Raw genomic sequence first — 25899 nt, 5'->3', positions numbered from 1 at the left:
GGGGGCGGGGCCGGCGTTCCAGTCGTCAGGCGCCGGCGCCGCCGTCCACCGGCACGATCGTGCCGGTCACCATCGAGGCGCGGTCGCTGAGCAGCCACGCGGCCACCTCGGCGACCTCGCGCGGCTCGGCCATCCGCCCGAGCGGGATGGACGCCGTGGCCCGTTCGATGATGCCCGGGGTGGCCTCCTCCCACGTCTGCATCATCTGCGTGACCGTGCCGGCGGGGGTGATGCCGTTGACCCGGATGCCGTCGCGGGCCCAGGTCACGGCCGCGGTCTCGGTGATGCTGTTGAGGGCGCGCTTCATGGCGCCGTAGGCGGGCAGGGCGGGGTTGGCGCGGCGGCTGCCGATGCTGGAGGTGTTGACGATCGCCCCGCCGCCGTTGCCGCGCATCAGCTCGGCCTGGGCGGTCATGGCGGTCCAGTGCGCGCGGAAGTTCACCGCGAACTGCTCGTCGATGTCCTCGTCGCTGGTGGTGTCGAGCGGGCCGGGGCGGCGCTGGATGGCGGCGCCGTTGTTGAACGCGCCGTCCAGCCGTCCGTGCAGCTCGCCGGCGCGGGCGACGGCGGCCCGGATGCCTGCGCGGTCGGCGAGGTCCAGTGGCACGGCGTCGGCGGTGCCGCCGCCGGCGCGGATTTCGCCGACGATGCGGTCCAGCGCGTCGGTGCCGCGGGCAGCGAGCACGACGGCGGCGCCTTCGCGGGCGAACAGCCTGGCCGCGGCCTCGCCGATCCCGCGGCTGGCGCCGGTGATGAACACGACCTTGCCGGTGAGCAGGCCGATGGGTGCGATGTCGGTCGTCATGAGCGCAGTCTCGGGCGGCTTGCGGCACCGGATGCAGGCACAAGCAGTACCAGGATCCGCCGCCGCGGGCCGGGCACACTCGGGGTGTGGACAAGAAGGAGCTGGGCGCGTTCCTCCGCAGCCGCCGCGAGCGGCTCCGGCCGGAAGACGTCGGCCTCCCCTCGGGACCGCGGCGCCGGACGCCGGGGCTGCGCCGGGAGGAGGTGGCGGTGCTGGCGCACATCTCGACCGAGTACTACGTCCGGCTGGAGCAGGGCCGCGCGCCGCGACCCTCGGGCGAGGTCCTCGCCGGGATCGCGGACGCGCTGCGGCTCACCGACGCCGAGTCCGCCCACCTGCACGTCCTCGCCGGCACCGCACCCACCCGCGGCGGCCGGCACCGGCGCGACGTGCGGCCCAGCATCCGCGCGCTGATCGGCCGGCTGCCGGACACGGCCGCGATCGTGACCTCCGCCGCGTTCGAGGTGCTGGCCTGGAACGACCTCGCGGCCGCGCTGATGGAGGACTTCGGCGCGCTGGCCCCGGCCGACCGCAACCTCGCGCGCCGCGCCTTCCTCCGCCCGGCGGCCGAGGGCCCGCTGTACGGGATCACCCACGAGGCGGAGTTCCGGCAGCACGTGGTCATGCAGCTGCGCGCGACCGTCGCCCGCTACCCGGCCGACCCCGAGGTCAACGGGCTGGTCGGCGACCTGCGCGACGGCAACCCGGAGTTCGCGCGGCTGTGGGAGCGGCACGACGTGCGGGCCGTGCCCGCGCTGACGAAGACGTTCCGCCACCCGGTGGTCGGGGAGATCACCGTCGACTGCGACTCGCTCGCGCTCACCGACCGCGACCAGCACCTCGTGCTCTACAGCGCGCCGCCGGGATCCCCGGACGCCGAGGCGCTCGCCCTGCTGAACGTCCTCGGCGCCCGGGCCGGCGAGTACCTGTCCTAGCGGCTGAGCCGCCGGTAGCGGCGCACCGACAGCGGCAGGAACACCGCGATCATCGCCACCGGCCACAGCACCGCCAGCAGCAGCGCGTGCTCGGCGAACCAGCCCCCGCTGTCCCAGCCGGGGTTGCCGAACAGCTCGCGGGTCGCGGCGGCGGTCGCCGACAGCGGGTTCGCGTCGGCGATGGCGCCGAGCCAGCCGGGCATCGTGCCGGGTGAGACGAACACGTTGGACAGGAAACCCAGCGGCCACACCAGGATCTGCAGCGCCACGACACTTTCCGGGCCCTTCGCGACGAGCCCCAGGTAGAGCCCGAGCCACAGGATCCCGAACCGCAGCAGCACCAGCAGCCCGAACGCGGCCAGCGCCGCGCCGAACCCGCCGTGCCACCTCCAGCCGGTGAGCCAGCCGAACGCGGCGAGCACGACCAGCCCGGCCGCCGAGTTCAGCAGGTCGGCCACCGCGCGGCCGGTGACCGGCGCGGACGCCGCCATCGGCAGCGAGCGGAACCGGTCGGTCGACCCGCGCGCGACGTCGGTCGCGATCGCGGTGTAGGTGGACTCGATGCCGAACACCATGGCCAGCGCGAACATCCCGGGCACCAGGAATTCACGGTAGTCGCCGGGCGCGGCCATCGCGCCGCCGAACAGGTAGCCGAACATCACCAGGGTCAGGACCGGGAACAGCAGCCCGACGACCACCGGCGCCGGCTGCCGCGCCCAGTGCGCCAGCTCCCGGCGGGTCATGGTCCAGCCGTCGGCGATCGCCCAGCGCAGTGCGGTCATGCCGGCACCTCCTCGCGTGCGGTCAGCTTCAGGAACACCTCGTCGAGCGTGGGGCGGCGCAGGGTGAGGTCGGCGATGCCGATGCCGGCGTCGTCGTAGGCCGCGGCGAGCCCGGTCAGGTCGCGCACCCGGTCGGACACCGGCACGCTCAGCCCGGCGTCGGTCAGGTCGGCCGCCGCCCCGGTGACCCGGCTCGCCAGCGCCGCGGCGGCGGGCAGGTCGGCGGCGTCCCGCAGGACCACCTCGACCCGGTCGCCGCCGATGCGGGACTTCAGCTGCGCCGGGGTGCCCTCGTCGACGATCCCGCCGCGGTCGAGCACGGCGATCCGCCCGGCGAGCTGGTCGGCCTCGTCCAGGTACTGCGTGGTGAGCAGCACGGTGGTGCCGTCGGCGACGAGTTCCCGCACCGCGGCCCACACCTCGCTGCGGCCGCGCGGGTCCAGGCCGGTGGTGGGCTCGTCCAGGAACAGCACCTCGGGCGAGCGCAGCAGCCCGGCGGCGAGGTCGAGCCGCCGCCGCATGCCGCCGGAGTACTGCTTCACCGGCTTCTCCCCCGCGTCGCCCAGCCCCATCCGGGCCAGCAGCTCGTCGGCCCGCTGCCGCGCCCGGCGCGCGCCGAGGTGGTAGAGCCGGCCGAACATCTCCAGGTTCTGCCGCCCGGACAGCACCTCGTCCACCGCGGCGTGCTGCCCGACCAGCCCGATCCGGTAGCGGACCTGGGCGGCCTGGCGACGGGCGTCGAACCCGGCGACCAGGACCTTCCCGGCGTCAGGCCGCAGCAGCGTGGCCAGGATGCGCACGCAGGTGGTCTTGCCCGCGCCGTTGGGGCCGAGCAGGCCGAACACGGTCCCCGCGGGCACGGTCAGGTTCAGGTCGTCGAGCACGGTCTTGTCGCCGTAGCGCTTGCGCAGCCCCTGCGCCACCACGGCGTTTTCGCTGGACAACACGCCCCTCCTTCTACTCCGTATGCCGTACGGATCATCTATCGTACACCGTACGGAGTTCGTTACCGGCAGAATGGGCCCCGAGATGACCGAATTCAGCGCGAGTGGCGATCCGAAGCGCAGCCTCGAGCTCCTCTGGGGGCTGCAGGAGCCGCCGTCGAAGGGGCCGAAGGCCCGGTTCACCGTCGAGGAGATCACCCGCGTCGCGATCAAGCTCGCCGACACCGCCGGGCTGGCCGCGCTGTCGATGCGGAAGGTCGCCGAGGAACTGGGCGCCGGCACGATGTCGCTCTACACCTACGTGCCCGGCAAGGCGGAACTGCTGGACCTGATGGTCGACGCGGTGGTCGGCGAGACCGCGCGCCCGGCCGAGGTGCCCGGCGGCTGGCGGGGCAGGCTGGAGCAGATCGCGCGGGAGAACGCCGCGGTGTACCGGCGGCACCCGTGGCTGCTGCAGGTCGCCACGAGCCGCCCGCCGATGGGCCCGAACGTGATCGCCAAGTACGACTACGAACTGCGCGCGCTGGAAGGCACCGGGCTCACCGACATCGAGATGGACCAGGTGCTCACACTGGTGCTGGGGTTCGTGCACTCCGCCATGCGCGGCGTGGTCGAGGCCGAGCAGGCGGCGCGGCGCAGCGGCCAGAGCGACGTCCAGTGGTGGGAGTCCTACGCGCCACTGCTGGAGAAGATCTTCGACCCCGAGCGCTTCCCGGTGGCCGCCCGGGTCGGCTCCGCCGCCGGGGAGGCCTACCAGGCGCCCACCGACCCGCACGCGTTCGAGTTCGGCCTGGCCCGCATCCTCGACGGCGTCGAGGCGCTCATCGCGTCCCGGTCGTGAATCGGCTACCGGGGCGCCGCCTCCACCAGGTCGGCCAGCACGGGCTGCCACTGGGCAGCCGTGAGTTCGCTGATGAGCCGCTCCGGCGGGGAGTCGGCGCTGATCGACGGCGGACAGCGGGTGTCCTCGCCCTCGACGAGGACGGAGCGCAGCTCGCGATGGGTGCGCAGTTCGTACACCCGGATCCGGTAGGTCGCTCGTGCCATCGGCACCGCGGTCGACCGGCCCACCATGGCGCCGTACCCACCGCACACGAGGTCCGCGGATCGCCGTTCGCTCTCGACGGTGCCGCAGGCCACCAGTTGCACAGCGGCGGGGTCTTCCGGGTTCGCCGCCGCCCAGTCGGATCGGTCCGGCATGGTGGGGCCGACGACGAAGAGCTCCCCGAACTCAGTGGGCATGAAGATCGCGACGGGGTGGGGCCCCGGACCGGTGTACGGCGCGGCATCGTCGTAGGTGGTGCCGCCACAGGCCGTCTCCAGTTTGTACACCCGGTCGGGCAGGCCACCGCTGAGCGTCTTGACCGCGAAAACCACCGCGGCCGCGACGAGCACGGCCAGCGCCCCCAGGACGATCCTGCCCCGCCTCACGCGTCGTTGAGTCATCGAGCGCAACCTTAGCGGCACCGCCGGAACCCGAAACCTCAGAACGGGGTCCCGCACCACGGCGGAACCCTGGTGGCGAACAGGCTGTCCGCGTGCGGCAGCGCCGCGGGGTTCACCACCTCGAGCCTGCCCGCGGCGGCGAGTGCGCTGGGCAGGCGGTCGCCGAGGTAGAGCATCGCCAGCGTCTCCGGGCCGGTCCGCAGGTCGGCGGCCGCGGTGGTGGGTTCGGCGCCGCCGGGGGTGATCCGGTAGCGGCCGGTGTTGGCGGGCAGCCGCGGGTCGGTCACCTCGATCACCACCGGCTCGCCCGGTCCCCACGCGCGGGCGGCGAGCGCGGCAGGCACGTCGAGCAGGCGCAGCCACAGCTGGTCGTCCACGCCGGTCACCGCGCAGGCGCGCGGGTCGGTGAGCATCGCGGGGAGCGGGTCGTCCAGCGGCCGCCCCGGAGCGCGGACCTCGGAGACCAGGTCGACCCGCAGCAGGAACCGCCACAACCCGGCCAGCGCCGCGGTGTCCGCCGCGTGCAAATCGCGGACCGTGAGCGCGGCGCCGAGGTTCGGCTGGTCGAAGGTGCGCAGGTCCTCGGTGCGGTAGAGCACGAAACCGTCGTCGCCGCGCGGTCCGGTGTGGACGGCGACCTGGTGCTCGCCGATGAGGCGGTCCCGGGCGTAGGACCACCACACCTCGGGCCGCTCGATCATCCCGGCCCGGTGCGGGCCCATCTCCGCGTACAGCCGGGGAACCAGCTCCTGAGCCTCGGCGGCGCCGAGCAGCCGCACCGTCCCGCCTACGGGGGCGTCGGCGCGGAACGCCGCCCGCGTGACGCGCAGGTTCTGGCTCCGGGTGGCCATGCCGTACCCGAATCGCCCGTAGATGGTGGCTTCGCTGGCGTGCAGGACGGCCAGCACGTCGCCGCGGCGGGCGCAGTCGGCGAGCTGGGCGGCCATCAGTCCGGTGAGGATGCCGCGGCGGGTGTGGTCGGCGCGCACTCCGACCCCGTCCACGGCGGCGGCGGGAAGCGCTTTCCCGCCGGGCACGGCGAGCCGGGTCGCGAAGGAGCCCGCGACGCCCACCGGTTCCCCGCCCGCGAAGGCGCCGAATCGCCGCTCGGCGGGGAACGACGCCGCGCGGCGCTTCCACAGCTCGTCGGTGACGGTGACGTGCAGGGTCCGGCCGAGCAGCTCGAACGCCGCCCGCTCCTCCCCCGCCGCCAGCGGCCGGATCTCCACGCCGGTCATGGTTCGGGCTGGGAGACTTCGTAGCCGCCCGCCGCGTCCCGCACCGTGATGGTCACCTTCTCCTTCTCGCCCGCGATGTCCACTGTGCACTCGAAGATGTGCCCGGCGACGACGTCCTCACCGGCCGGGCAGGACACGTCGCCGACTCCGGCGATCAGGTAGGACTCGGTGAGCACCCGCCGGACGCCGTCCTGCAGGTGCGCGGCGTCGAACACCCGCCGCACCGGGGTGAGGCTCGCCGGCGCCGTGGGTGAGGACGTGGCGGCCGTCGAGGTGGTGGGCGGTGGTGGGGTGGACGGTGCGGGGCCGGTCGGGGCACTGTCGCATCCGGACAGCACGAGCGCGGCGCACGCGAGCACCAGCGTGGTCCGCACCATTCACCCCCGGAACGAGCTTCTCAGAAGTGTGTACCACACCACGCGGGCACGGGCGTGGCGAAGAGCCGGTCGGCCCGCCCCAGCGCCGCGGGGTCCGCCGGCTGGATCCGCCCGGCCGCGGCCAGTTGCGAGGGCCGCCACGCGCCGAGGTAGACCATGGCCAGCGCGTCCACCCCGAGCCGCAGGTCGGCGGCGGCGTCGGTGCGGCGGGCACCGTCCGGGGACACGTGGTAGCGCCCGGAGTTGGCTTCCAGCACCGGGTCCACGACCTCCAGCACGACCGGCTCACCCTCATAGGCGCGGGCGCCGAGCGCGGCGGGCACGTCGACCAGCCGCAGCCACAGCTCGTCCCCGCCGCCGGTGTCCTTCACCGCGCGGATGTCGGTGAACAGCAGCTCGACCGGCTCGTCGACCGGGCGTTCGTCGGCGCGCAGGGTGTCGACGAGGTCGACGCCGAGCAGGTAGCGCCACAGCCCGTTGAACGCCTCGTCGGTGCCGGTGTGCAGGCTGATGACCTGCAGCACCGCCGGGTCGTTCCAGTGCTTGCGTTCGACGCTGTAGACGACGTAGCCGTCGGGGCCGTCTTCGCCGTGGTGGACGGCGGTCAGGACGGGGCTGGTGGCTTCGCGGGCGTGCCGTTCCCAGCCCGGCCACCAGTACGGCGGGCGGGTCATCATGCCGGGGCGGGTGTGCGGCAGTGCCGCGTACAGGCCGGGCAGCTGCTCCAGCGCGGTGTCCAGCGGCCACAGCTCGACCTGGCCGCTCGCTGGGACGTCGGGGCGGAGCGCGGCGCGGCGGCGGTCGATCTCGTAGCCGCGGCTGCGCGTGGTGACGCCGTAGCCGAAGCGGTTGTAGATGACGCCTTCACTGGCGCGCAGCGCGGCGAAGGGCAGGCCGCGGGAGGCGATGTCGGCGAGCTGGGCGCGCATGAGCTCGGTGAGGACGCCCCGGCGGGTCCGGTCGGGACGGACACCGACACCGGTGACTCCCGCTGCGCCGGCGCGGGCGCCGCCGGGCAGGGTGATCTCGGCGTCGAACGAGCGGGCGGTGCCGATCAGCTCGGTGTCGAAGGCGCCCAGGGTGCGGCCGGGTTGCTGCGCGCGTTCGACGATCCTCCACGTCTCGTCGGTGGTGGCGGCGACGTGGAGGGTGGACCGGAACAGGTCGACGGCGGCGCGGTGTTCGTCGGGCCGCAGCGTGCGGACGGTGTAGTCACTCACGACGCGATCGTTCCCGACGGTGCGGCCGCACGCCAGCCAATTACCGGGGGTAGGCGACTTCGTAGTTGGCGGCGTCGTCCTTGATGGTCACGGTGACGGTCTTGCCCTGGCCGTTGACGACGGCGGAGCAGTCGAAGGTGGCTCCGGACTTGACCTCCTGGTCGGCGGGGCACTGCACGTCGCCGACCTGGGTGAGCTGGTAGTTGCCGATGAGGACCTGCTTGACGCCGTCCTGCACCGCGCTCTGGCTCAGCACGGTGGTCTTGAGGAACCCGGGCGCGAGGAACGCGGTGACGCAGAACGCGGCCACCACCACGACCGCCGCGCCCAGCCCGATCAGCAGGCCCTTGCCGCCCTTCTTCGCCGGCTGCTGCTGCCCGTAGCCGCCGGGCGCGCCGTGCTGCTGTCCCGGGTACTGCTGGGGCGGGTGCTGCTGTCCGGCGTACTGCTGTCCGGCGTGCTGGGGCGCGGCCTGGCCCGGGTACTGCTGCCCGTACTGGGGCTGTCCAGGTTGGGGCTGTGCGGGCTGGAACTGGCCCGGCTGCTGGCCGTAGCCCGGCGGCTGCCCGTACTGGGGTTGCTGGGCGTACTGCTGCGGCTGGCCGGGTTGCTGCCCGTACCCGGGCTGGCTCCACTGCTGCTGCGGGTCGGTGCCGCCGTAGGGCGTGCTCATGCTGCCGGCCTCCCCTGATCGTCCTCGCTCAGCGCGATCCAACCACAACGCAGGGTGGGCCGCGCTACTCGGCACCCGCCGCGACGACCCCGCGCCGCAGCGCCTTGACGGCCTGCGCGGCGGCGTCACCGACCGGGTCGGCCTTGCCGAGGACCGTCTTGATCTGGTCGAGCAGGTCGACGACCTGCCGGGACCAGCGCACGAAGTCACCCGCGGACAGTTCCTGCCCGTTGGCGTCGGCGGCGGTGAGCACCTTTTCGAGGGATTCGCCGCGGGCCCACCGGTACACCGGCCAGGCGAACCCGGCGTCGGGTTCGCGGGTGCGGTCGAGGCGGTGGCGGCGTTCGTCCTCGGCGAGGTCGGTCCAGATCTTGGCGGTCTCCTGCCACGCCTTGGGCACGCCCCCGGCGGGCAGCCGCGGCTCGCCGGGCGAGTCGCGCCGGGCCTCGAACACGAGCGTGGAGACGACGGCGGCGAGCTCGGGCGGGGTCAGTCCTTCCCAGACGCCGTGGCGGATGCACTCGGCGGCCAGCAGGTCGGATTCGCTGTAGAGGCGGGCCAGGCGGGCGCCGTGCTCGGTGACGCGGTCTTCGCCCTCGGCGAGGTAGCCGCGTTCGGCCAGCAGCGCCCGGATGCGGTCGAACGCCCGCGCGAGCGAGTGGGTGGTGGCGGCGACGCGTCGTTCCAGCTGCTCGGTTTCCCCGGCGAGCCGGTGGTAGCGCTCGACCCAGCGGATGTTGGCCTCGCGTTCGGCGAGCCCGTGGCAGGGGTGGGCGCGCAGGGCGCGGCGCAGCGCGGCCAGCTCACCGTCCTCATTGGCCCCCGATCGCCGTTTCTGGCGGCCGGGCAGGGAAATCCCGGAGTCGCGCAGGTGCGAGGCGATGTCGCGGCGGGTCTTGGGCGAGCGCAGTTCGACGTGCTTGGGCAGTTTGATCCGGCCCAGCGGCTCCACGGGCGCGGAGAAGTCCGACAGCGACAGCGGTCCGGACCACCGGTCCTCGGTCACCACGACCGGGCGCGGCTCGCGCACGGGGTCCAGACCGGGGTCGATCACCACGGCCAGCCCGGCGCGCCGCCCGGCGGGGACGGCGATGACGTCGCCCTTGCGCAGCTTCTCCAGTGACACCGCGGTGTCGGCGCGGCGGGCGGCGGTGTTCTGCCTGGCCAGCGCCTTCTCCCGGTCGGAGATTTTCTTGCGCAGCTGCACGTAGTCGAGCATCGCGTCGAAGTCGCCGCTGACGGCCTCGGCGTAGCCCTTGAGCGCCTCGCGGTTCTTCTCGATGCGGCGGGACAGCCCGACGACCGAGCGGTCGGCCTGGAACTGGGCGAAGGACTGTTCCAGCAGCTCGCGGGCCTGTTCGTGGCCGAGCTGGGCGACCAGGTTGATCGCCATGTTGTAGCCGGGCCGGAACGACGAGCGCAGCGGGTAGGTGCGGGTCGAGGCCAGTCCGGCGACGGCCTTCGGGTCGACCCCGGGCTGCCACACCACGACGGCGTGGCCCTCGACGTCGATGCCGCGGCGACCGGCGCGGCCGGTGAGCTGCGTGTACTCGCCCGGGGTGAGGTCGACGTGGGCCTCGCCGTTGTACTTGACCAGCCGTTCGAGCACCACGGTGCGGGCGGGCATGTTGATGCCCAGCGCGAGGGTTTCGGTGGCGAACACGACCTTGACCAGGCCGCGCACGAACAGTTCCTCGACGGTTTCCTTGAACGCGGGCAGCAGCCCGGCGTGGTGCCCGGCGATGCCGTTCTCCAGCGCCTCGCGCCATTCCCAGTAGCCGAGCACGCCCAGGTCGCCTTCGGGCAGGTCCTTGGTGCGCGTGTCGACGATGCGGCGCACCTCGGCGGCTTCTTCGGGGGTGTTCAGGCGCAGCCCGGAGCGGGTCACCTGGCTCACGGCGGCGTCGCAGCCGGCGCGGGAGAAGATGAACACGATCGCCGGGAGCAGCCCGGCGGCGTCCAGGCGGGTGATCATGTCCACCCGGGACGGCGGCCGGAACCGGGGGCCGCGCGAGTAGGTGCGCCCGCCCCGGCCGCGCCGCAGCGCTGCGGGGGCGTGCATGCGGCCGACCTCTTCCACGCGCCGCAGCAGGCCGGGGTTCATGCGCAGCTCGCCGTCGGAGCCGTCGTCGGCGAACAGGTCGAGCAGCCGGTTGCCGACCATCATGTGCTGCCACAGCGGCACGGGCCGGTGCTCGTCGACCACGACCGTGGTGTCGCCGCGAACCGTCACCAGCCATTCGCCGAACTCCTCGGCGTTGCTGACGGTGGCGGACAGGCCCACGACCCGCACGTACTCGGGCAGGTGCAGGATGACCTCTTCCCACACCGCGCCGCGGAACCGGTCGGCGAGGTAGTGGATCTCGTCCATCACGACGTAGCCGAGGTCGTCGATGGCCGAGGAGCCCGCGTAGAGCATGTTGCGCAGGACCTCGGTGGTCATCACGACGATCTGGGCGTTGCCGTTGATCGCGGTGTCCCCGGTGAGCAGCCCGACGGTGCCGGCGCCGTAGCGCTGCACGAGGTCGCCGTACTTCTGGTTGGACAGCGCCTTGATGGGCGTGGTGTAGAAGCACTTGCGGCCCTCGGCGAGCGCGAGGTGCACGGCGAACTCGCCGACCACGGTCTTGCCCGCGCCGGTCGGCGCGCACACGAGCACGCCGTGGCCGTCCTCCAGCGCGCGGCAGCCGCGGATCTGGAAGTCGTCGAAGCCGAACTCCGCCTCGTCGGCGAAGCGGGTCAGCTGGGGGTACTGGGCGCGGCGCTTGGAAGCCTGGTAGGCCTCGGCCGGCGACACGGAAGGGCGAGGGGCCACCTTGTCAGGGTGTCACATGCGGTGTGCGGGACGCATGCGGTGGGTGTCAGCCCAGGATGGTGAGCGCGCCGCGGGCGCAGCGGGCGGTGACCGGGCCGCCGGGGAGCATCTCGCCGTCGGCGCAGAGGGGCCAGGAGGTGGCCTCGATGCGGACCTCGCGGGCGCGCAGGGTGCGCACCGCGGGGTGGCGCAGGTGCCGGCCGTGGCGCAGGCCGGGCATGATCCGCAGCAGGTCGGCGCGGGTGGCGTGGCCGACGACGGTGATGTCGAAGAGCCCGTCTCCGGGGTCGGCGTGCGGGCAGATCCGCATGCCGGCGCCGTAGTAGGGGGTGTTGCCGACGGCGACGAGGGTGGCGTCGAGGTGGTGGGGTTCGCCGTCGGTGGTGAGGGTGACCGGGCGTGCCCGGAACGCGGCGAGTTCGGCGAGCACGGCGACGTCGTAGCGGCGCGGGCCGGCGGGCCAGCGCAGGCGGGCGGCGCGGGCGTTGACGGCGGCGTCGAAGCCGGTGCACAGGACGGTGGCGAACCAGGCGCCGTCGAGGTGGCCGAGGTCGACGGCGCGGTGGCGGCGTTCCCGCAGCGCGGTCACGACGGCGTCGGTGGCGCGCAGCGGGTCGAGGGGGATGCCGAGCCCGCGGGCGAGGTCGTTGCCGGTGCCCGCGGGGATGATCCCGAGCGGGGTGCCGGTGGCGGCGCAGTACTGGACGGCGTGGTGCACGGCCCCGTCGCCGCCGAGGACGACCAGGGCGTCGAGCCCGTCCGGGAGGCTGTCCGGGGCCGCGGCGCCGAGCAGCTCCAGCCGGTCCACCCCGGCGCGCAGACGAGCGGCCACGGTGCCGGCGATCCTGGCCGCCGCACCGCGGCCGGTGTCGGGGTGGACGGCCAGGGCCGCACGGATACCCATGGGCGAGGCAGACCGGTTAGGTCACGTCCTCGGTCTTGGGCTTGGCGGGCGCGTCGTCGTCGATGCTGCTCGGGGTGTAGTCGAACGGCGCGGCCTCGTCGTCGGACAGGCCGGCCCACTCCTCGCTCTCGCTGCCGCGGTACTTGCGCTTGTCGTGCACCCGCGCGATCTGGATGGCCAGCTCGGCGAGCACGGTCAGCGCGCCGGCCAGGGCGATCATCGAGAACGGGTCCGACCCGGGCGTGGCGAACGCGGCGAAGACGAACACCGCCATGATGATCCCGCGGCGCCACCGCTTCAGCTGGGCGTACTTGAGCACGCCCACGAAGTTCAGCATCACCAGCAGCAGCGGCAGCTCGAAGCTGACCCCGAAGATGATCAGCAGCGACAGCACGAACGAGATGTACTTGTCGCCGGTGAGGCCGGTGATGAAGAAGTCGCTGCCGAAGCCCATCAGCAGCTGCAGGGCGTGCGGGATGAGCAGGTAGGCCAGGACGGCGCCACCGGCGAACAGCACGCTCGCGAAGCCGACGAAGGTGAGCGCGTACTTGCGCTCCTTGGTGTACAGGCCGGGGGCGATGAACGCCCACAGCTGGTACAGCCACAGCGGAGAGGTCAGCACCGCGCCCCCGGCGAGACCGACCTTCAGCTGGATCATGAACGCCTCGAACGGCACCGTCTGCAGCAGGTAGCAGCCCTCGGTGCTGCCGAGCCGCCGGTCGGCCGGGATGGCGCAGTACGGGTCGTTGATGATCGACCCGAGTGACGGGACCGGGCCCATCCTGGTGTTGAACCAGATGAAGCCGAAGATCCCGCCGGCGAGCACGGCGAGCAGGGCCCAGCCCAGGCGGCGCCGGAACTCGTAGATGTGCTCGATGAGCGTCATCGTGCCGTCGGGGTTGAGCCGGCGGCTGCGCTTGCGCCGCCGGTCCCTCCGGCTCTTGGGGGCGGAGTCCGCCACGACAGGCTCCGTCCTCGCCTCAGCTGGCGTGCTTGTGAGCCTGGTCGGCCTTCTCCGCCGCCTGCTGCCGCTTCAGCTCGTCGAGCTGCTTCTGCAGCTGCGCGACCTGGTCGTCGGCGGCGGTCGCCGCGGAAGGCGTCGTCTCGGAGGCCGTGATCTGCTTCTTGTCGGGCTCCTCGGCCTTGCCGTCCTCACGGAGGTCCTTGGTCTCGGCCTTGAAGATCTTCATGGACTTGCCGATGGACCGCGCGGCATCCGGCAGGCGCTTCGCGCCGAACAGCAGGACCACGACGAGCACCAGGATGATCAAGTGCCACGGCTGCAACCCGTTCAGCATCAGTGGCCTCCTTCCTTGCTTGTGACCAACTCTACTTGCTCAGGGGCGGGACGCCGCCGTTGCTCGAGCGCGACGCGCAGACCGGCCGTCCGGGCCGTCAACAGCCCGGTGCGGTCGGTGACACTCGCCGTAACCATGCTCGATGCCTTGCGGAAGCGGCGCAAGACCCCGAATGTCCGGATCAGGACAAGAATCAGAGCCAGGAGGCCCACGGCGGCGAGCACAATGCTCGGCAGGTACGACACGGCGTCACCCTACTGGCCCAAGGTGGCCGGGAGGTGACGTGCCCTTTCCAGCGCGGCGGCGGCCCGGCTACGGACGGCTTCGGCCAGCTCGGGCGGGCTTTCCACGCGCGCGTCGCCGCCCAGCCCGAGCACCAGCCGCACCATCCACGACTCGTCGCCGTAGCGCATCCGCACCCGCAGCCGCCCGCCGTCGAGCTCGGCCAGCTCCTCGCACGGGTAGTACTCGGCGACCCAGCGCGCGTCCGGTTCCAGCACCAGCTGCGCCTCCGGCTGGCCGGGCCGGGCGCGGAACACCCCGTCGGAGATGTCGGTGGGCCGCGCCGTCGGGGGTGGCGCGGCGCGCTCGTCGAGGACCTCGACCTCGTCGATGCGGTCGAGCCGGAACAGCCGGACGCCCTCGGCGCGGCGGCACCAGGCCTCCAGGTACCCGACGGCCTGCACGATCAGCAGCCGCATCGGGTCGACGGTGCGCTCGGTGATCTGGTCGCGGGAGGCGGTGTAGTAGCGGATCCGCAGCGCCCGCCCGGCGCGCAGCACGTTCTGCACGACGCGGCGGGTGGCGGCGGTCTTCTCGCCCTCCCGGACGGCGAGCCCGACCACGACGCCGGAGGGCTGGGCCTGCCCGGCGGCGGCCTCGATCTTGGCGATGGCGCGGTGCACCGCGTCGGTGTCGACCACGCCGGGGGTCTCGGCGACCGCGCGCAACGCGACCAGCAGCGCGGTGGCCTCCCCGCCGGTGAGGCGCAGCGGGCGGTTCATGCCCGCGTCGAAGGTGACCGTGACGGTGTCGCCCTCGAAGGAGAGGTCGATCAGGTCGCCCGGGCCGTAGCCGGGCAGCCCGCACATCCACAGCAGTTCCAGGTCGCGGCGCAGCTGGCGGGCGGTGACGCCGAAGTCGCGGGCCGCGTCCTCGATGCGGATGCCGGGGCGGGCGAGCAGGTAGGGCACGAGCGCGAGGAGCCGGGGCATCCGGTCGGTGGAGCCGCTCATCGGCGCACCTCGTGGTGGAGCACGGACTCCAGGCGGCCGCGCACCGCCTTGGCCAGCACGTCCGGTTCGAGCACCAGCACGTCGGGCCCGTGCCCGGCGATCCAGTCCGCGGCGCTCTCCGGGAAGTACAGGTCGATCTCGGCGAGATCGCCCTCGACGCCGTCCACGGTGAGCCGCCCGGTGAGGCGGGCCCGGCGGCGCACCCCGGCGGCGCGCTGGTCGGCGATCCACAGCTTCGCGGTGGTGACGGGCGAGGGGTCGGGGTCGCCGGTGCCCGCGATCAGCTCCAGCAGGTTGACGTTGTCCGGGCGCTGGACCTCCCCCGGGCGGCCGACGGTGCGCACGTCGCCGACGATGCGGGAGAGCCGGAAGCAGCGCGGCGCGCCGCGGTCGCGGTCGTGGCCCACGACGTACCAGCGGGCGCGCCAGGACACCACACCCCACGGTTCGAGGGTGCGGGTGAGGCGTTCCGCGGAGCCGGAGCGGCGGTAGGAGAACTGGACGGCCTGGCGGGCCTGCACGGCGGCGACCAGCGGGGTGAAGGCCGGTTCGGCGCGGACGCGGGACTCCACGACCGGCGGCTCGGTGTGGTCGACGTCGACCCCGGCGGCGCGCAGCTTGACCAGCGCGCCCTGGGCCTGCCCGGTCATCTCGGGCGAGTCCCAGAGCCGGACCGCGAGCCCGACGGCCGCGGCCTCGTCCGGGGCCAGCTCGATCTCGCCGAGCTCGTAGTCCCGGCGGGCGATGCGGTAGCCCTCGGCCGGGTCGAAGGCCGAGTTGCGGCCGGTCTCCAGCGGGATCCCCAGTTCACGCAGCTCGGTCTTGTCCCGCTCGAACATGCGGGAGAAGGCCTCGTCACTCGCGGCGTCGGCGTATCCGGGCACGATCCCGCGGATCCGGTCAGCGGTGAGGTACTGCCGGGTCGACAGCAGAGCGAGCACCAGATTGACCAGGCGCTCGGCGCGGGCGGTGGACACCCGACCACAGTAGCTCGCACTGGTGATCGAGTCGCCGAGGTCCACCCCGGCGCGCCCAGGATGTCCACGAGATACCCACCCGTGCCGCGGCGAGGTGCGGTTTGGTGCCGAACAGTTGCTCAGGGAGCTACTCACCGCGGTCGGGCGCGACGCCGTTCTGTGATCACTACCTGATTCACTACTTGAGTGACCTACTGGTGGGTGAATCAGAGTCAGAGTTACGTTGCGGAACGTGAGGGTCGGTTCCTGTGGGCGCCGAAGCGCAACAAGACCGGGCGAACGTTTCCCCACTGGCACCGCATGAGCATGGTCCGCCGCGGCGATGTGGTGATCCACTACGCCAACCTCGCAATTCGCGCAGTCAGCCGAGCCACCTCCCACGCGAGCGACGCTCCCCGACCCGATGCATTGCCCGACGACCTGTGGGAGCAGCACGGCTGGAAACTGCCGGTGGACATGTACGAGCTCGCAACGCCCATCCGCCGGGACGACATCCCGATCGACATGCGGGCCGACAAAGTCCAGAAGATGTTCACCACCGCGGGCACGGTGAACCAGGGCTACCTGTACCCCGTCGACGTCGACTGGTTCAACCGGTTCGCGCAGCTCTTCCGCACCCAGCTGCCCGAACAGGTCCTCACCGAGGCGTCGACGGTGCCGGCGGAGGTCGCCAATGGTGCGGAAGTGCTGCTTCGGAGTCTGATCGGACAGGAGCTCCGCACGATCAGCGGCAGACCCAACACCATCCTCAAGGTGGAGGGTGGCAACGCACTCGTCGCCACCAACCGGTCGACTGAGGGACAATCCGTGCCGGTGGCAGATGTGCAGCGCGCACTGGACCTACTCGCCGACAAGGGAGCGGTCACGTGCCAACCAGAGGTTGTCGGCTACCGCAGCGCCTTTATCGGCGCCGTGCTGAGCAACCTGCCCGGAACCGTAACCAGCGACAATCCGCCGACAATTGCATTGGCTGCGCGATCCGCAGCGCCCGTGGCCGGCAGCTCCGCGGCCGTGGTTCCCCGCACGCCGCAAGGGGACCTCGACAAAGAGGTCATCAAGACCACCCGGACCGAGCAGCTCGCACTGCGCCGGACCCTGGTGGGAAACGCCAAACTCGCCCGATGCGCGCTGTGCGGCGAAGAAATGCCCGTCGACCTGTTGGTCGCAGCGCACATCAAGCAACGGAGCATCGCGAGCGATGACGAGCGGCGCGACCTCCTCAACATCGGCATGCTCGCCTGCAAGCTCGGCTGCGACGACCTGTACGAACTCGGCTACATCAGCGTGGACGACTCGGGCACGATCATCACCGTCGAGGCCGATCCGGACCGCCACGGCAAGCACCTGGCGGCGTTGATCGACCAGCTCCGGGGCAAGCGCTGCTCGGCCTTCAGCGAGGCCAACCAGGAGTACTACCGGTGGCACCGCGTGAACAAGTTCCGGCACACCTAAGGGGTCTCAACCGCCGCGGGCGACGCGGCTCAGTGTCTTCCTCAGGTGCTCCGGGAGCGCCACCCCGCCCAGCCCCTCGGCGATGATCTCGATCGTCCGCTCCAGCGCGAGTTCGCGGGCCTCGCGCGAGGTGGGCGCCAGCGGGCCGTCCAGGTGCAGCATCGCCAGGCCGTGCACGGACGCCCACGCGGCGAACTCGGCCATCGGGCGGCGCCGTGGGGGCAGGTAACCGGCGGCGGCCAGGTCGTCGATGGCGTCGACCAGCTTGCGGAACGGGTTGGACTCCTCGACGTCGGCCAGCGGCGGCATCGGCGAGATCCCGCCGGTGAACGCGGTGCGGAACAACCCGGGCTCGGCGAGCGCGAACGTGAAGTACCCCTGCCCGATCGCGGCCAGCCTGCTCAGCCCGCGTTCGGCGGGGTCGTCGGCCGGGTCCAGCCGGTCCAGCGCCTCGTTCATCGCCGCGGTCAGCAGTTCCATCGCGCGCGTCTTGACCGCCTCCAGCAGCTCCTCGTGCCCGGCGAAGTGCCGGTAGGCGGCGGTCGGGGTGACGCCGACGGCCCGCGCGGCCGCCCGGATGGTCACCGACGACGGGCCGCCGGCCTGGGCGAGTTCGGCGGCGGCCCGGATGAGGGCGTTGCGGAGGTCGCCATGGTGGTAGCCGGTTCGAACGGGCGCTGAGGAGCTCACAGCCCGATGTTGACACCCGTGCACATCGGTGGCAAGTTGACGGGTGCCAAGTTTGCGCCCGTCAACATTCGAGGGGTTCCCATGTTCGCTCGGCTCGGCCGGTTCGCCGCCGATCACGCACGGCTCGTCCTCGTCGTCGCCGGCGTCCTCCTCGCCGGCGCGGCCGTCCTCGGCATGACCGCGTTCGGCAAACTCCAGTCCCAGGGGTTCGACGACCCCGGCTCCGACTCCAGCCGCGCCGGCGCCCTCGCCGAACAGCACTTCGGCGGCGAGGACAACCTGCTGTTCCTCGTCCAGGCCCGGGACGGCACCGTCGACGACCCCGCAACACGCGCCGCGGGCGCCGAACTGACCGGACGCCTCGCCGCCGACCCCGCCCTGGAATCGGTCACCTCCTACTGGGCGACCGGCGCCCCGCCGCTGCGCGCCGACGATGGCCGCTCCGCGCTGATCGTCACCCAGCCCGCCGACACCGACGCCGACGCGGTCGAGGCCGTCGTGGACCGCTACCAGGGCGAAAACGGCCCCGTCACCGTGACCGCGGGCGGCGGCGCGGTCGTCGGCCTCGACATCAACGACCAGGTCAGCCGCGACCTGCTGATCGCCGAGATGATCGCCGTGCCGATCATCCTCGTGCTGCTGTTCCTCGTCTTCGGCAGTGTCGTCGCCGCCCTGCTGCCGCTGGTCGTCGGCGGCATCGCGGTTCTCGGCACGTTCGCCGAGCTGTCGGTGTTCGGGTCGCTGACCGACGTGTCGGTGTTCGCGATCAACCTGACCACCGCGCTCGGGCTCGGCCTCGGCATCGACTACGCCCTGCTCATGGTCAGCCGGTTCCGGGAGGAACTCGCCACGGGCGCGGACACCCGGACCGCCGTGATCCGCACCGTGGCCAGCGCCGGGCGCACGATCAGCTTCAGCGCCGCCACCGTCGCCGTCGCACTCGCCGCGCTGCTGCTGTTCCCCCAGTACTTCCTGCGCTCCTTCGCCTACGCCGGCATCGGCGTCATCGTGATCGCCATGGTCGCCGCGGTGGTCGTGCTGCCCGCGCTGCTGACCGTCCTCGGGTCGCGGGTCAACTCCGGCCGCCTGCCCTGGGCGCGCGGCCGCACCCCGAGCACGGTGTCCGCGTTCTGGGGCCGGGTCGCCGCCTTCGCGATGAAACGACCCGCGCTGGCCGCCGTCCCCGTGCTCGCCGTGCTCGTCGCGGCCGCCACTCCCCTGCTCGGCGTCCAGTTCGGCACCCCCGACGAGCGGGTGCTACCGGAAACCGCGTCCAGCCGCGTCGTCGGCGACGAGTTGCGTGCGGCCTACCCGGCCAACGACAGCCGCGCCATCGAGGTCATCGCGCTCGGCACACCCGACCAGGCCACGATCGCCGGGTACGCCGGCCGGTTGTCCGAACTGGACGGCGTCGCCCACGTGACCTCCAGCGCGGGCGGCTTCACCCAGGGCCGCGCCGACGGCCCCGCGAACCCGGCGCTCGGAGCGCCCGGCGCGCAGAAGCTGTCCGTCGTCACCACCGCCGACTCGCGGTCCGCCGAAGCCGAAGCCGTCGTCGCCGAGGTGCGCGCGCTGCCCGCCCCGCCCGGGCTCGAAGTGGCGGTCGGCGGCGACGCGGCCGCGCTGGTGGACAGCAAGGACGCCATCGGCAGCAGGCTCCCCCTGGCGGCCGGCCTGATCGCCGTCACCACGTTCATCCTGCTGTTCCTGTTCACCGGCAGCGTCCTGCAGCCGCTGCGCGCGCTGCTGTTCAACCTGCTCAGCCTGTCCGCCACGATGGGCGTGATGGTGCTGGTCTTCCAGGAGGGCTTCGCCGCCGGGTTCCTCGGCTTCACCCCGCTGCCGCTGGACACCAGCATGCTGATGCTGCTGTTCTGCATCGCGTTCGGGCTGTCCATGGACTACGAGGTGTTCGTCGTCAGCCGCATCAAGGAAGCCCACGACCACGGGCTCGGCCCGCGCGAAGCGGTGGTGCACGGGCTGTCCCGCACCGGGCGGATCGTCTCGGCCGCCGCGCTGCTGCTCGCGGTCAGCGTGTTCGCCTTCGGCACCAGCGGCGTGAGCTTCATCCAGATGTTCGGCATCGGCACCGGCCTGGCGATCCTCATCGACGCCACCCTGGTACGTGGCGTCCTGCTGCCCGCGGGCATGCGACTGCTCGGCCGCTATGCCTGGTGGGCACCCGAACCGCTACGCCGCCTGCACGACCGGGTCGGCGTCAGCGAAACGGCGAAACAACCCGCCGCGGTGCGATGAGGGCGGTGAACAGGAGTTTCCTGATCTTTTGAGGTCGGCTAGCTGACCTGGCGGCGCTGCCAAAGGCTGGGGTGCCCCAGCGCACGTACGGGAGCCGAACTTCGTGACGAGCACCGTGATCCGCGGTGCAGCTCATCGTGAGCACCCTGACGCTCCGCACGGTGTTCATCCGCACTGAGTGGGCGATCCTCGACGACCTGTTCTCCACCCAGCGGCGACTCGCGATCGTGCTCGTGGTCGTGCTCGGCTTCGCGCAGGGTGGGAACGCCCGGCTGCTCGACAAGCCCATCGGGTTGTTCGCCGAGTGGCTGGTCTGGCGGTGCGTTATTGGCGCTCCCACGGGATCTGCTCGCCCGCCTCCACCGGGAACGGCAACCGGTTCTCCGGTGGGGGCAGAGGGCAAGTCGCGAGGTCGATGAACGCGCACGGCAGGTTCACGGCCCGGTTGAAGTCCAGCTCCACCCGCCCGTCCGCGTCCGGCTCGGCGACCGACAGGCTGCGGTTCGCGGCGTACGTCGTCACACCCGACGTGGCGTCCGTGAACAGCACCGAGAACGCCGCGCCGCCCTTGCCGTTGAACGCGGTCAGCGCGAACTCCTCGCCCCGGTACGCGAACCGCAGCACGCCGGGCGAGGAGTACACATGCGACAGTCCTTCCACGACCGCCCCGACGGTCACCGGCCGCGGCTCGTCGTACGGCTCGAACCGGCCGGGCAGCACCCACGCCGGATCCGGCTCGTAGGCAGGCACGCCGCGGAACGCCGCCCGCACCGGCGCCGCCGGGTCCCGCAACCGCACCAGGTACCCGCTGCGCCGCGCCACCTCGACAACCCGGTCACCGGCCTTGACCATCTCGCCCGGACCGCTGTTGACCAGCTCGAACCGCGTCGTGCCGGACACCCCGAAGTCCTCGTCCGGATCCACCACCACGACCGCGGCCTCATCACCGTCGAGACGCCAGGTGCCCGGGATGCCGTCGAACCGCTGCGGCTCCGGCGTCAGCCAGTGCCGCGCCGTGATGCTCAGCCACCCGTGCGGCTCGGCGAGCGCCCGCTCCCGCTCGGCGTGCCAGGACCGCCACGCCTGCTCGAACGCGCTCACAGCGAGCTGATCAGCCGGTCGACGCGCTCGTCCACCGCGCGGAACGGGTCCTTGCACAACACGGTCCGCTGCGCCTGGTCGTTGAGCTTGAGGTGCACCCAGTCGACCGTGAAGTCCCGGCCGGCGGCCTGCGCGGCGGCGATGAAGTCGCCCCGCAGCTTCGCGCGCGTGGTCTGCGGCGGCGTGTCCTTGGCCAGCTCGATCTCGCCGTCGTCGGTGATCCGCCGCACCAGCCCCTTGCGCTGCAACAGGTCGAACAGGCCACGCCCGCGCCGGATGTCGTGGTAGGCCAGGTCCAGCTGCGCCACCCGCGGGCTGGACAGGTCCAGGTTGTGCTTCGCCCGGTACCGCTCCACCAGCCGGTGCTTGATCGCCCAGTCGATCTCGGTGTCGATCTTGCTGAAGTCCTGCTGCTCCACCGCGTCCAGCGCGCGGCCCCACAGCTCCACCACCCGCTGCGCCGTCGGGCCCGAGTCGTTGGCCTGCACGTGCTGCACCGCGCGCCCGTAGTACTCGCGCTGGATGTCCAGCGCCGAGGCCTCCCGCCCGCCCGCCAGCCGCACCGGGCGCCGCCCCGTCAGATCGTGGCTGATCTCCCGGATCGCCCGGATCGGGTTGTCCAGCGTGAAGTCCCGGAACTGCACACCCTGCTCGATCATCTCGAGCACCAGGTTCGCCGTGCCGATCTTCAGCAGCGTCGTCGGCTCCGCCATGTTCGAGTCACCGACGATGACGTGCAGCCGCCGGTACCGCTCGGCGTCGGCGTGCGGCTCGTCCCGGGTGTTGATGATCGGCCGCGACCGGGTCGTGGCGCTCGAGACGCCCTCCCAGATGTGCTCGGCCCGCTGCGACAGGCAGTACACCGCGCCCCGCGGCGTCTGCAGCACCTTGCCCGCGCCGCAGATCAGCTGACGGGTCACCAGGAACGGCAGCAGCACGTCCGCGATCCGCGAGAACTCGCCCGCGCGCGTCACCAGGTAGTTCTCGTGACAGCCGTAGGAGTTGCCCGCCGAGTCGGTGTTGTTCTTGAACAGGAAGATGTCCCCGCCGATGCCCTCGTCGGCCAGCCGCCGCTCCGCGTCGACCAGCAGGTCCTCGAGGATCCGCTCACCGGCCTTGTCGTGCGTGACGAGCTGCACCAGGTCGTCGCACTCGGCCGTCGCGTACTCGGGGTGCGATCCCACGTCCAGGTAGAGCCGGGAGCCGTTGGACAGGAAGACGTTGGACGAGCGCCCCCACGACACGACCCGCCGGAACAGGTAGCGCGCCACCTCATCGGGCGAGAGCCGGCGCTGCCCGTGGAACGTGCAGGTGACGCCGAACTCGGTCTCGATGCCAAAAATCCGCCGCTGCATCTCTCAATGCTAGGCGCTTTTGGCCCCGGCGCGGTGCGCCGTTCGGGCGGCGACACGCCGGGCGATCGTCGCACCACGCGCCGGAACGCCCGGGACACCGCTGTCACCAGGGGTTTCCCACGTTGTGGTCCGGGCCACCCGATAGAGTCGTTCCGGACTGCGACAGGGGTGATCCGAAACCGTGACCGGCAACGCGCTGCGAGCCGACTGCGCGAACTGCTTCGGCCTGTGCTGCGTGGCGCTGCCCTTCGCCGCCTCCGCCGACTTCGCGGTGGACAAGGACGCCGGCACCCCGTGCCGCAACCTGCTCGACGACTTCCGCTGCGGCATCCACGCCCGCCTGCGCGACGAGGGCTTCACCGGCTGCACCGTCTTCGACTGCTTCGGCGCCGGGCAGCGCATCTCCCAGGAGACCTTCGGCGGCCGCGACTGGCGCCAGGCGCCGGAGACCCGCGAGGCCATGTTCGCCGCCTTCCCGGTGATGCGGCAACTGCACGAGCTGCTCTTCCACCTCACCCAGGCGCTGGCCCTGCCCGCGGCCCGCCCCGTCCACGACGACCTGCGGGCCGCGCTCGCGGAGACCGAGCGCATGGCGGGGAGCAACGCTGCGGACCTGGTCCGGCTCGACGTCGCCGGCCACCGCGAGCAGGTGAGCGCCCTGCTGCTGTGCGCGAGCGAACTGGCCCGCGGCAAGCGCGGCAAGAACCGCCGCGGAGCCGACCTGATCGGCGCGAAACTCCGCGGCGCCGACCTGCGGGCCGCCAACCTGCGCGGCGCGTACCTCATCGGCGCGGACCTCCGCCGCGCCGACCTGCGCCAGGCCGACCTGATCGGCGCGGACTTCCGCGGGGCCAACCTCGCGGGCGCCGACCTGACCGGCAGCCTCTTCCTCACGCAGGCCCAGGTGAACGCCGCCCAGGGCGACGGCACGACCCGCCTGCCGGAAGGCCTCGACCGGCCCTCCCACTGGCGCCCCTGACCGGCTCCATCGCACCCAGCGCGCCGCCCTTCACCGCGCTGCGCGGCATCGCGGCTGGGGCGGCCCCGGCCGCCTCCGGGCGGCGGAGAAGCGGAGCCCACGCCGCCCGGGCGCCCCGGCATGGGGAAAGCGAGCCTGTACCGCACCAACGCCGCCGACGCCCGGGGAAATGGAGCCTGCGCCGCCCACCGCACCCGGCGCCCGGGAAAGCCGGCCCACGCCGCCCCCAGCCCGCCCCGCACCCGGGGAAACCGAGCTTGCACCACCCCAACACGCCCGGCACCGGCGAAACCGAGCCACGCCGCCCCAGAACCCGGGAAAGCCGAACTTGCACCGCCCCACCGCCCCCGGCACCGGCGAAACCGAGCCCGCACCGCTCCCAACGCGCCTGGCGCCGGGGGAAACCGCGCCTGCACCGCCCCAACGCCCCCGGCTCCGGAGCAGCCAGCCCACCCCACCCGGCACCGGGAAAGCCGCGCCTGCACGGCCGCCATGACCAGTGGCGTCCACCCGACACCGCGGGCCTCATCCCCGATGCCCACACACTCCCGGCCCTCCCAGCGACACCGCGCGGGCCCCACCACCCGGAAACGCGAAAAGGCCCCCGGACCGAAGTCCGAGGGCCTCTCACCCAAGCTCAGCTCGCCGGCGGCGTCTCGCCGTCCTCCGGCTTCTCCTCCGCCTCCCCGGCGGACTCGGCCGGCTGCTCCGGCAGCAAGGCGTCCAGCGCCGCACCCTGGATCCGCCGGAACTTGCGCCCCGGCCGCTCCCGGTCCAGCACCGCGACCTCCAGCTTCAACGGCGCACTGTCCCCGTTGTTGCTGACCGCCCGCAGCGCGTCCAGCGCGACCTTCAGCGCGTCCCGCAGCTCCAGGCCGTCCTCGTAGATCTCCTTCAGCTTGTTCGCCACTGGCTCGGTCTGCCCACCGGTCACGACGTACCGCGGCTCGTCGAAGATCGAACCGTCGTAGGTCAGCCGGAACAGCTGGTCCTCCTCCGGCACCGACCCAACCTCGGCCACGCACAGCTCCACCTCGTACGGCTTCAGCTGCTCGGTGAAGATGCTGCCCAGCGTCGCCGCGTAGGCGTTCGCCAGCGCACGCGCCGTCACGTCCCGGCGGTCGTACTGGTAACCCTTCAGGTCCGCGTGCCGGATGCCGGCGACCCGCAGGTTCTCGTACTCGCTGTACCGGCCGACCGCGGCGAACCCGATCCGGTCGTAGATCTCGGAGATCTTGTGCAGCGTCGTCGACGGGTTCTCCGCCACGAACAGCACACCGCTGCGGTACTTCAGCACGACCACGCTCCGGCCGCGCGCGATGCCCTTGCGCGCGAGCTCCGAGCGCTCACGCATCAACTGCTCAGGAGAGGCGTACAGCGGCATCGTCACGGTGAGGCTCCAAGAATGCTCGAAGGAAGGGAAGTTCGGCTACGGCGACCGCGCGGATCAGGTGCGGCCGTGGCTGGCCTGCTCGGCCCGGCCCGCGACGACCGCCTCCGCCACCGCGGCGGCCTGCTCGTCCGGCAGCCGCACCGCGCCGCGCTCGGCGGTGATCGTCACCAGCGTCGGGAAGATCCGGCGCACCAGGTCCGGCCCGCCCGTCGCGCTGTCGTCGTCGGCCGCGTCGTACAGCGACTCCACCGCGGTGCGCACCGCGGTCTCCTCGTCGGCCTCCGGGTCGTACAGCTTCTTCAGCGCCGACTTCGCGAACAGCGACCCCGACCCGATCGCGTGGTAGCCCGCGCGCTCCTCGTACCGGCCACCGGTCACGTCGTAGGACACGATCCGCCCGGCCCGCTTCGGGTCGTCGGCCTCGATGTCGTAGCCGACGAACAACGGCAGCGCCGCCAGGCCCGCCATCGCCACGTCCAGGTTGCCCTTCACCATGGTGGCGAGCTTGTTCGTCTTGCCGTCCAGCGACAGCGGAACGCCCTCGATCTTCTCGTAGTGCGCCAGCTCGACCGCGTAGAGCCGCACCAGCTCCAGCGCGATCCCGGCGCTGCCCGCGATGCCCACCGCGGAGTAACCGTCGGTGACGTGCACCTTCTCCATGTCCCGCGACGCGATCAGGTTCCCCGACGTCGCCCGCCGGTCACCGGCGATCAGCACGCCACCGGAGAACGACACGGCCACGATCGTGGTGCCGTGCGGCGCGTCCAGCTCACCCGCACCGGAATTGGGCAGCTGCCGTCGGCCCGGCAGCAGGTCAGGCGCCTGCATGCGGAGGAACTCGGCGAACGACGACGTCGTGCTCGAGAAGAAGGCAGCGGGCAGCGCGGAGCCCGTGGGGCCCGAGGTGTGTTCCATACGTGCTCGTGGTTCCCATCGACGAAGTGTGGCGGGTGGGGGCGGGGCTGAACCCCCCCCTTCTGCATACAAGTAAATTAAAAACGTATATATAAAAAAAAAAAATAAT

General features: G+C 72.4%; 25 protein-coding genes. 5 read left to right on the top strand and 20 right to left on the bottom strand.

The features are described 5' to 3' along the window. Nucleotides 1–25 precede the first annotated feature (25 nt). On the bottom strand, nt 26–805 hold the full coding sequence (locus ABZ215_RS31230; protein WP_354953702.1) for an SDR family oxidoreductase: 780 nt from the start codon (nt 803–805) through the stop codon (nt 26–28). An 86-nt stretch (nt 806–891) separates the two neighbouring features. Between ABZ215_RS31230 and ABZ215_RS31225 the strand changes: the two genes are divergently transcribed. Next, nucleotides 892–1740, top strand: coding sequence for a helix-turn-helix transcriptional regulator (locus ABZ215_RS31225; protein WP_354953700.1), 849 nt, complete (start codon nt 892–894; stop codon nt 1738–1740). Here ABZ215_RS31225 and ABZ215_RS31220 read toward each other — a convergent pair. Together ABZ215_RS31220 and ABZ215_RS31215 are read right to left on the bottom strand one after the other, a co-directional pair. Then, the gene (locus ABZ215_RS31220) at nt 1737–2522 is read right to left on the bottom strand and encodes an ABC transporter permease (RefSeq protein WP_354953698.1); all 786 of its coding nucleotides are present in this window, start codon (nt 2520–2522) and stop codon (nt 1737–1739) included. The two genes, ABZ215_RS31225 and ABZ215_RS31220, sit on opposite strands and share 4 nt — an antisense overlap. Then, complete coding sequence (locus ABZ215_RS31215) at nt 2519–3466, bottom strand: ATP-binding cassette domain-containing protein (protein WP_354953718.1); 948 nt, start codon at nt 3464–3466, stop codon at nt 2519–2521. Before ABZ215_RS31215 ends, ABZ215_RS31220 begins: the two co-directional genes overlap by 4 nt. Nucleotides 3467–3551: 85 nt before the next feature. On the opposite strand from ABZ215_RS31215, the gene ABZ215_RS31210 reads away from it, so the two are divergent. Beyond that, a complete protein-coding gene (locus tag ABZ215_RS31210; protein ID WP_354953696.1) occupies nt 3552–4307 on the top strand; it encodes a TetR/AcrR family transcriptional regulator in 756 nt (251 codons plus the stop codon). Between the two features lie 5 nt (nt 4308–4312). Here ABZ215_RS31210 and ABZ215_RS31205 read toward each other — a convergent pair whose 3' ends face one another. The 12 genes from ABZ215_RS31205 to ABZ215_RS31150 all read right to left on the bottom strand — a co-directional run bounded on the left by ABZ215_RS31205 (nt 4313) and on the right by ABZ215_RS31150 (nt 15649). Further along, a complete protein-coding gene (locus ABZ215_RS31205) occupies nt 4313–4912 on the bottom strand; it encodes a hypothetical protein (RefSeq protein ID WP_354953694.1) in 600 nt (199 codons plus the stop codon). A 38-nt stretch (nt 4913–4950) separates the two neighbouring features. After that, a complete protein-coding gene (locus ABZ215_RS31200; RefSeq protein WP_354953692.1) occupies nt 4951–6150 on the bottom strand; it encodes a GNAT family N-acetyltransferase in 1200 nt (399 codons plus the stop codon). Next, nucleotides 6147–6527, bottom strand: a complete 381-nt coding sequence (locus ABZ215_RS31195; RefSeq protein ID WP_237334930.1) for a DUF4333 domain-containing protein — start codon at nt 6525–6527, stop codon at nt 6147–6149. The genes ABZ215_RS31200 and ABZ215_RS31195 overlap by 4 nt, the downstream gene beginning before the upstream one ends. A gap of 20 nt (nt 6528–6547) precedes the next feature. Further along, nucleotides 6548–7747 carry a GNAT family N-acetyltransferase gene (locus ABZ215_RS31190; protein ID WP_354953690.1) on the bottom strand — a complete coding sequence of 400 codons (1200 nt, stop codon included), beginning with the start codon at nt 7745–7747 and terminating at the stop codon, nt 6548–6550. A gap of 40 nt (nt 7748–7787) precedes the next feature. Then, nucleotides 7788–8420 carry a DUF4333 domain-containing protein gene (locus ABZ215_RS31185; protein WP_237334932.1) on the bottom strand — a complete coding sequence of 211 codons (633 nt, stop codon included), beginning with the start codon at nt 8418–8420 and terminating at the stop codon, nt 7788–7790. Nucleotides 8421–8484: 64 nt separating this feature from the next. Continuing rightward, on the bottom strand, nt 8485–11235 hold the full coding sequence (locus ABZ215_RS31180; protein WP_354953688.1) for a DEAD/DEAH box helicase: 2751 nt from the start codon (nt 11233–11235) through the stop codon (nt 8485–8487). A 46-nt stretch (nt 11236–11281) separates the two neighbouring features. Beyond that, nucleotides 11282–12139 (bottom strand): diacylglycerol kinase family protein, encoded by an 858-nt coding sequence (locus tag ABZ215_RS31175; protein WP_237334934.1) that lies wholly within the window; start codon nt 12137–12139, stop codon nt 11282–11284. A gap of 16 nt (nt 12140–12155) precedes the next feature. Beyond that, nucleotides 12156–13100, bottom strand: coding sequence for a twin-arginine translocase subunit TatC (tatC, locus tag ABZ215_RS31170; RefSeq protein WP_020417832.1), 945 nt, complete (start codon nt 13098–13100; stop codon nt 12156–12158). A gap of 19 nt (nt 13101–13119) precedes the next feature. Beyond that, complete coding sequence (gene tatA / locus ABZ215_RS31165) at nt 13120–13437, bottom strand: Sec-independent protein translocase subunit TatA (protein ID WP_020417831.1); 318 nt, start codon at nt 13435–13437, stop codon at nt 13120–13122. Beyond that, nucleotides 13437–13682, bottom strand: a complete 246-nt coding sequence (locus tag ABZ215_RS31160) for a bacteriophage holin (RefSeq protein ID WP_237334936.1) — start codon at nt 13680–13682, stop codon at nt 13437–13439. Before ABZ215_RS31160 ends, tatA begins: the two co-directional genes overlap by 1 nt. A gap of 9 nt (nt 13683–13691) precedes the next feature. Next, complete coding sequence (locus ABZ215_RS31155; protein WP_354953686.1) at nt 13692–14672, bottom strand: YafY family protein; 981 nt, start codon at nt 14670–14672, stop codon at nt 13692–13694. Next, complete coding sequence (locus ABZ215_RS31150) at nt 14669–15649, bottom strand: WYL domain-containing protein (protein ID WP_237334937.1); 981 nt, start codon at nt 15647–15649, stop codon at nt 14669–14671. Before ABZ215_RS31150 ends, ABZ215_RS31155 begins: the two co-directional genes overlap by 4 nt. Before the next feature lie 186 nt (nt 15650–15835). Here ABZ215_RS31150 and ABZ215_RS31145 point away from each other — a divergent pair, with 186 nt between their 5' ends. After that, nucleotides 15836–17101: a hypothetical protein gene (locus tag ABZ215_RS31145; protein ID WP_354953684.1), complete on the top strand. Its 1266-nt coding sequence runs from the start codon at nt 15836–15838 to the stop codon at nt 17099–17101. Nucleotides 17102–17107: 6 nt separating this feature from the next. On the opposite strand, the gene ABZ215_RS31140 is transcribed toward ABZ215_RS31145, so the two are convergent. Continuing rightward, nucleotides 17108–17791, bottom strand: a complete 684-nt coding sequence (locus tag ABZ215_RS31140) for a TetR/AcrR family transcriptional regulator (protein WP_354711287.1) — start codon at nt 17789–17791, stop codon at nt 17108–17110. Nucleotides 17792–17872: 81 nt separating this feature from the next. On the opposite strand from ABZ215_RS31140, the gene ABZ215_RS31135 reads away from it, so the two are divergent. After that, the gene (locus ABZ215_RS31135) at nt 17873–20047 is read left to right on the top strand and encodes an MMPL family transporter (RefSeq protein WP_354953682.1); all 2175 of its coding nucleotides are present in this window, start codon (nt 17873–17875) and stop codon (nt 20045–20047) included. A 324-nt stretch (nt 20048–20371) separates the two neighbouring features. On the opposite strand, the gene ABZ215_RS31130 is transcribed toward ABZ215_RS31135, so the two are convergent. Together ABZ215_RS31130 and pafA are read right to left on the bottom strand one after the other, a co-directional pair. Then, nucleotides 20372–21148 carry a DUF1684 domain-containing protein gene (locus ABZ215_RS31130; protein WP_354953680.1) on the bottom strand — a complete coding sequence of 259 codons (777 nt, stop codon included), beginning with the start codon at nt 21146–21148 and terminating at the stop codon, nt 20372–20374. Then, nucleotides 21145–22503, bottom strand: coding sequence for a Pup--protein ligase (pafA, locus tag ABZ215_RS31125; RefSeq protein ID WP_020417824.1), 1359 nt, complete (start codon nt 22501–22503; stop codon nt 21145–21147). Before pafA ends, ABZ215_RS31130 begins: the two co-directional genes overlap by 4 nt. Before the next feature lie 181 nt (nt 22504–22684). Here pafA and ABZ215_RS31120 point away from each other — a divergent pair, with 181 nt between their 5' ends. Continuing rightward, complete coding sequence (locus ABZ215_RS31120; protein ID WP_354953678.1) at nt 22685–23482, top strand: pentapeptide repeat-containing protein; 798 nt, start codon at nt 22685–22687, stop codon at nt 23480–23482. Nucleotides 23483–24119: 637 nt separating this feature from the next. Here ABZ215_RS31120 and prcA read toward each other — a convergent pair. Next, complete coding sequence (gene prcA / locus ABZ215_RS31115; protein WP_027936582.1) at nt 24120–24872, bottom strand: proteasome subunit alpha; 753 nt, start codon at nt 24870–24872, stop codon at nt 24120–24122. 57 nt (nt 24873–24929) lie between these two features. After that, entirely contained in the window at nt 24930–25790 is an 861-nt protein-coding gene (prcB, locus tag ABZ215_RS31110; RefSeq protein WP_020422791.1) for a proteasome subunit beta, read from the bottom strand. Nucleotides 25791–25899: the final 109 nt, after the last annotated feature.

The organism is Amycolatopsis sp. NPDC006131 (assembly GCF_040614175.1).
In the GTDB taxonomy this organism is placed as follows: Bacteria; Actinomycetota; Actinomycetes; order Mycobacteriales; family Pseudonocardiaceae; genus Amycolatopsis_E; species Amycolatopsis_E tucumanensis.
The sequence above is the reverse complement of the archived record's forward strand: the minus strand, read 5'-3'. Positions and strand labels throughout refer to the sequence as shown.

Coding starts and splice junctions, on each gene's coding strand:
- ABZ215_RS31185 (WP_237334932.1), bottom strand. CDS start 8,420: ATGAGCACGCCCTACGGCGGCACCGACCCGCAGCAGCAGTGGAGCCAG.
- ABZ215_RS31220 (WP_354953698.1), bottom strand. CDS start 2,522: ATGACCGCACTGCGCTGGGCGATCGCCGACGGCTGGACCATGACCCGC.
- pafA (WP_020417824.1), bottom strand. CDS start 22,503: ATGCAGCGGCGGATTTTTGGCATCGAGACCGAGTTCGGCGTCACCTGC.
- ABZ215_RS31135 (WP_354953682.1), top strand. CDS start 17,873: ATGTTCGCTCGGCTCGGCCGGTTCGCCGCCGATCACGCACGGCTCGTC.
- ABZ215_RS31175 (WP_237334934.1), bottom strand. CDS start 12,139: ATGGGTATCCGTGCGGCCCTGGCCGTCCACCCCGACACCGGCCGCGGT.
- ABZ215_RS31195 (WP_237334930.1), bottom strand. CDS start 6,527: ATGGTGCGGACCACGCTGGTGCTCGCGTGCGCCGCGCTCGTGCTGTCC.
- ABZ215_RS31155 (WP_354953686.1), bottom strand. CDS start 14,672: ATGAGCGGCTCCACCGACCGGATGCCCCGGCTCCTCGCGCTCGTGCCC.
- ABZ215_RS31210 (WP_354953696.1), top strand. CDS start 3,552: ATGACCGAATTCAGCGCGAGTGGCGATCCGAAGCGCAGCCTCGAGCTC.
- tatA (WP_020417831.1), bottom strand. CDS start 13,437: ATGCTGAACGGGTTGCAGCCGTGGCACTTGATCATCCTGGTGCTCGTC.
- ABZ215_RS31200 (WP_354953692.1), bottom strand. CDS start 6,150: ATGACCGGCGTGGAGATCCGGCCGCTGGCGGCGGGGGAGGAGCGGGCG.
- prcB (WP_020422791.1), bottom strand. CDS start 25,790: ATGGAACACACCTCGGGCCCCACGGGCTCCGCGCTGCCCGCTGCCTTC.
- ABZ215_RS31205 (WP_354953694.1), bottom strand. CDS start 4,912: ATGACTCAACGACGCGTGAGGCGGGGCAGGATCGTCCTGGGGGCGCTG.
- ABZ215_RS31230 (WP_354953702.1), bottom strand. CDS start 805: ATGACGACCGACATCGCACCCATCGGCCTGCTCACCGGCAAGGTCGTG.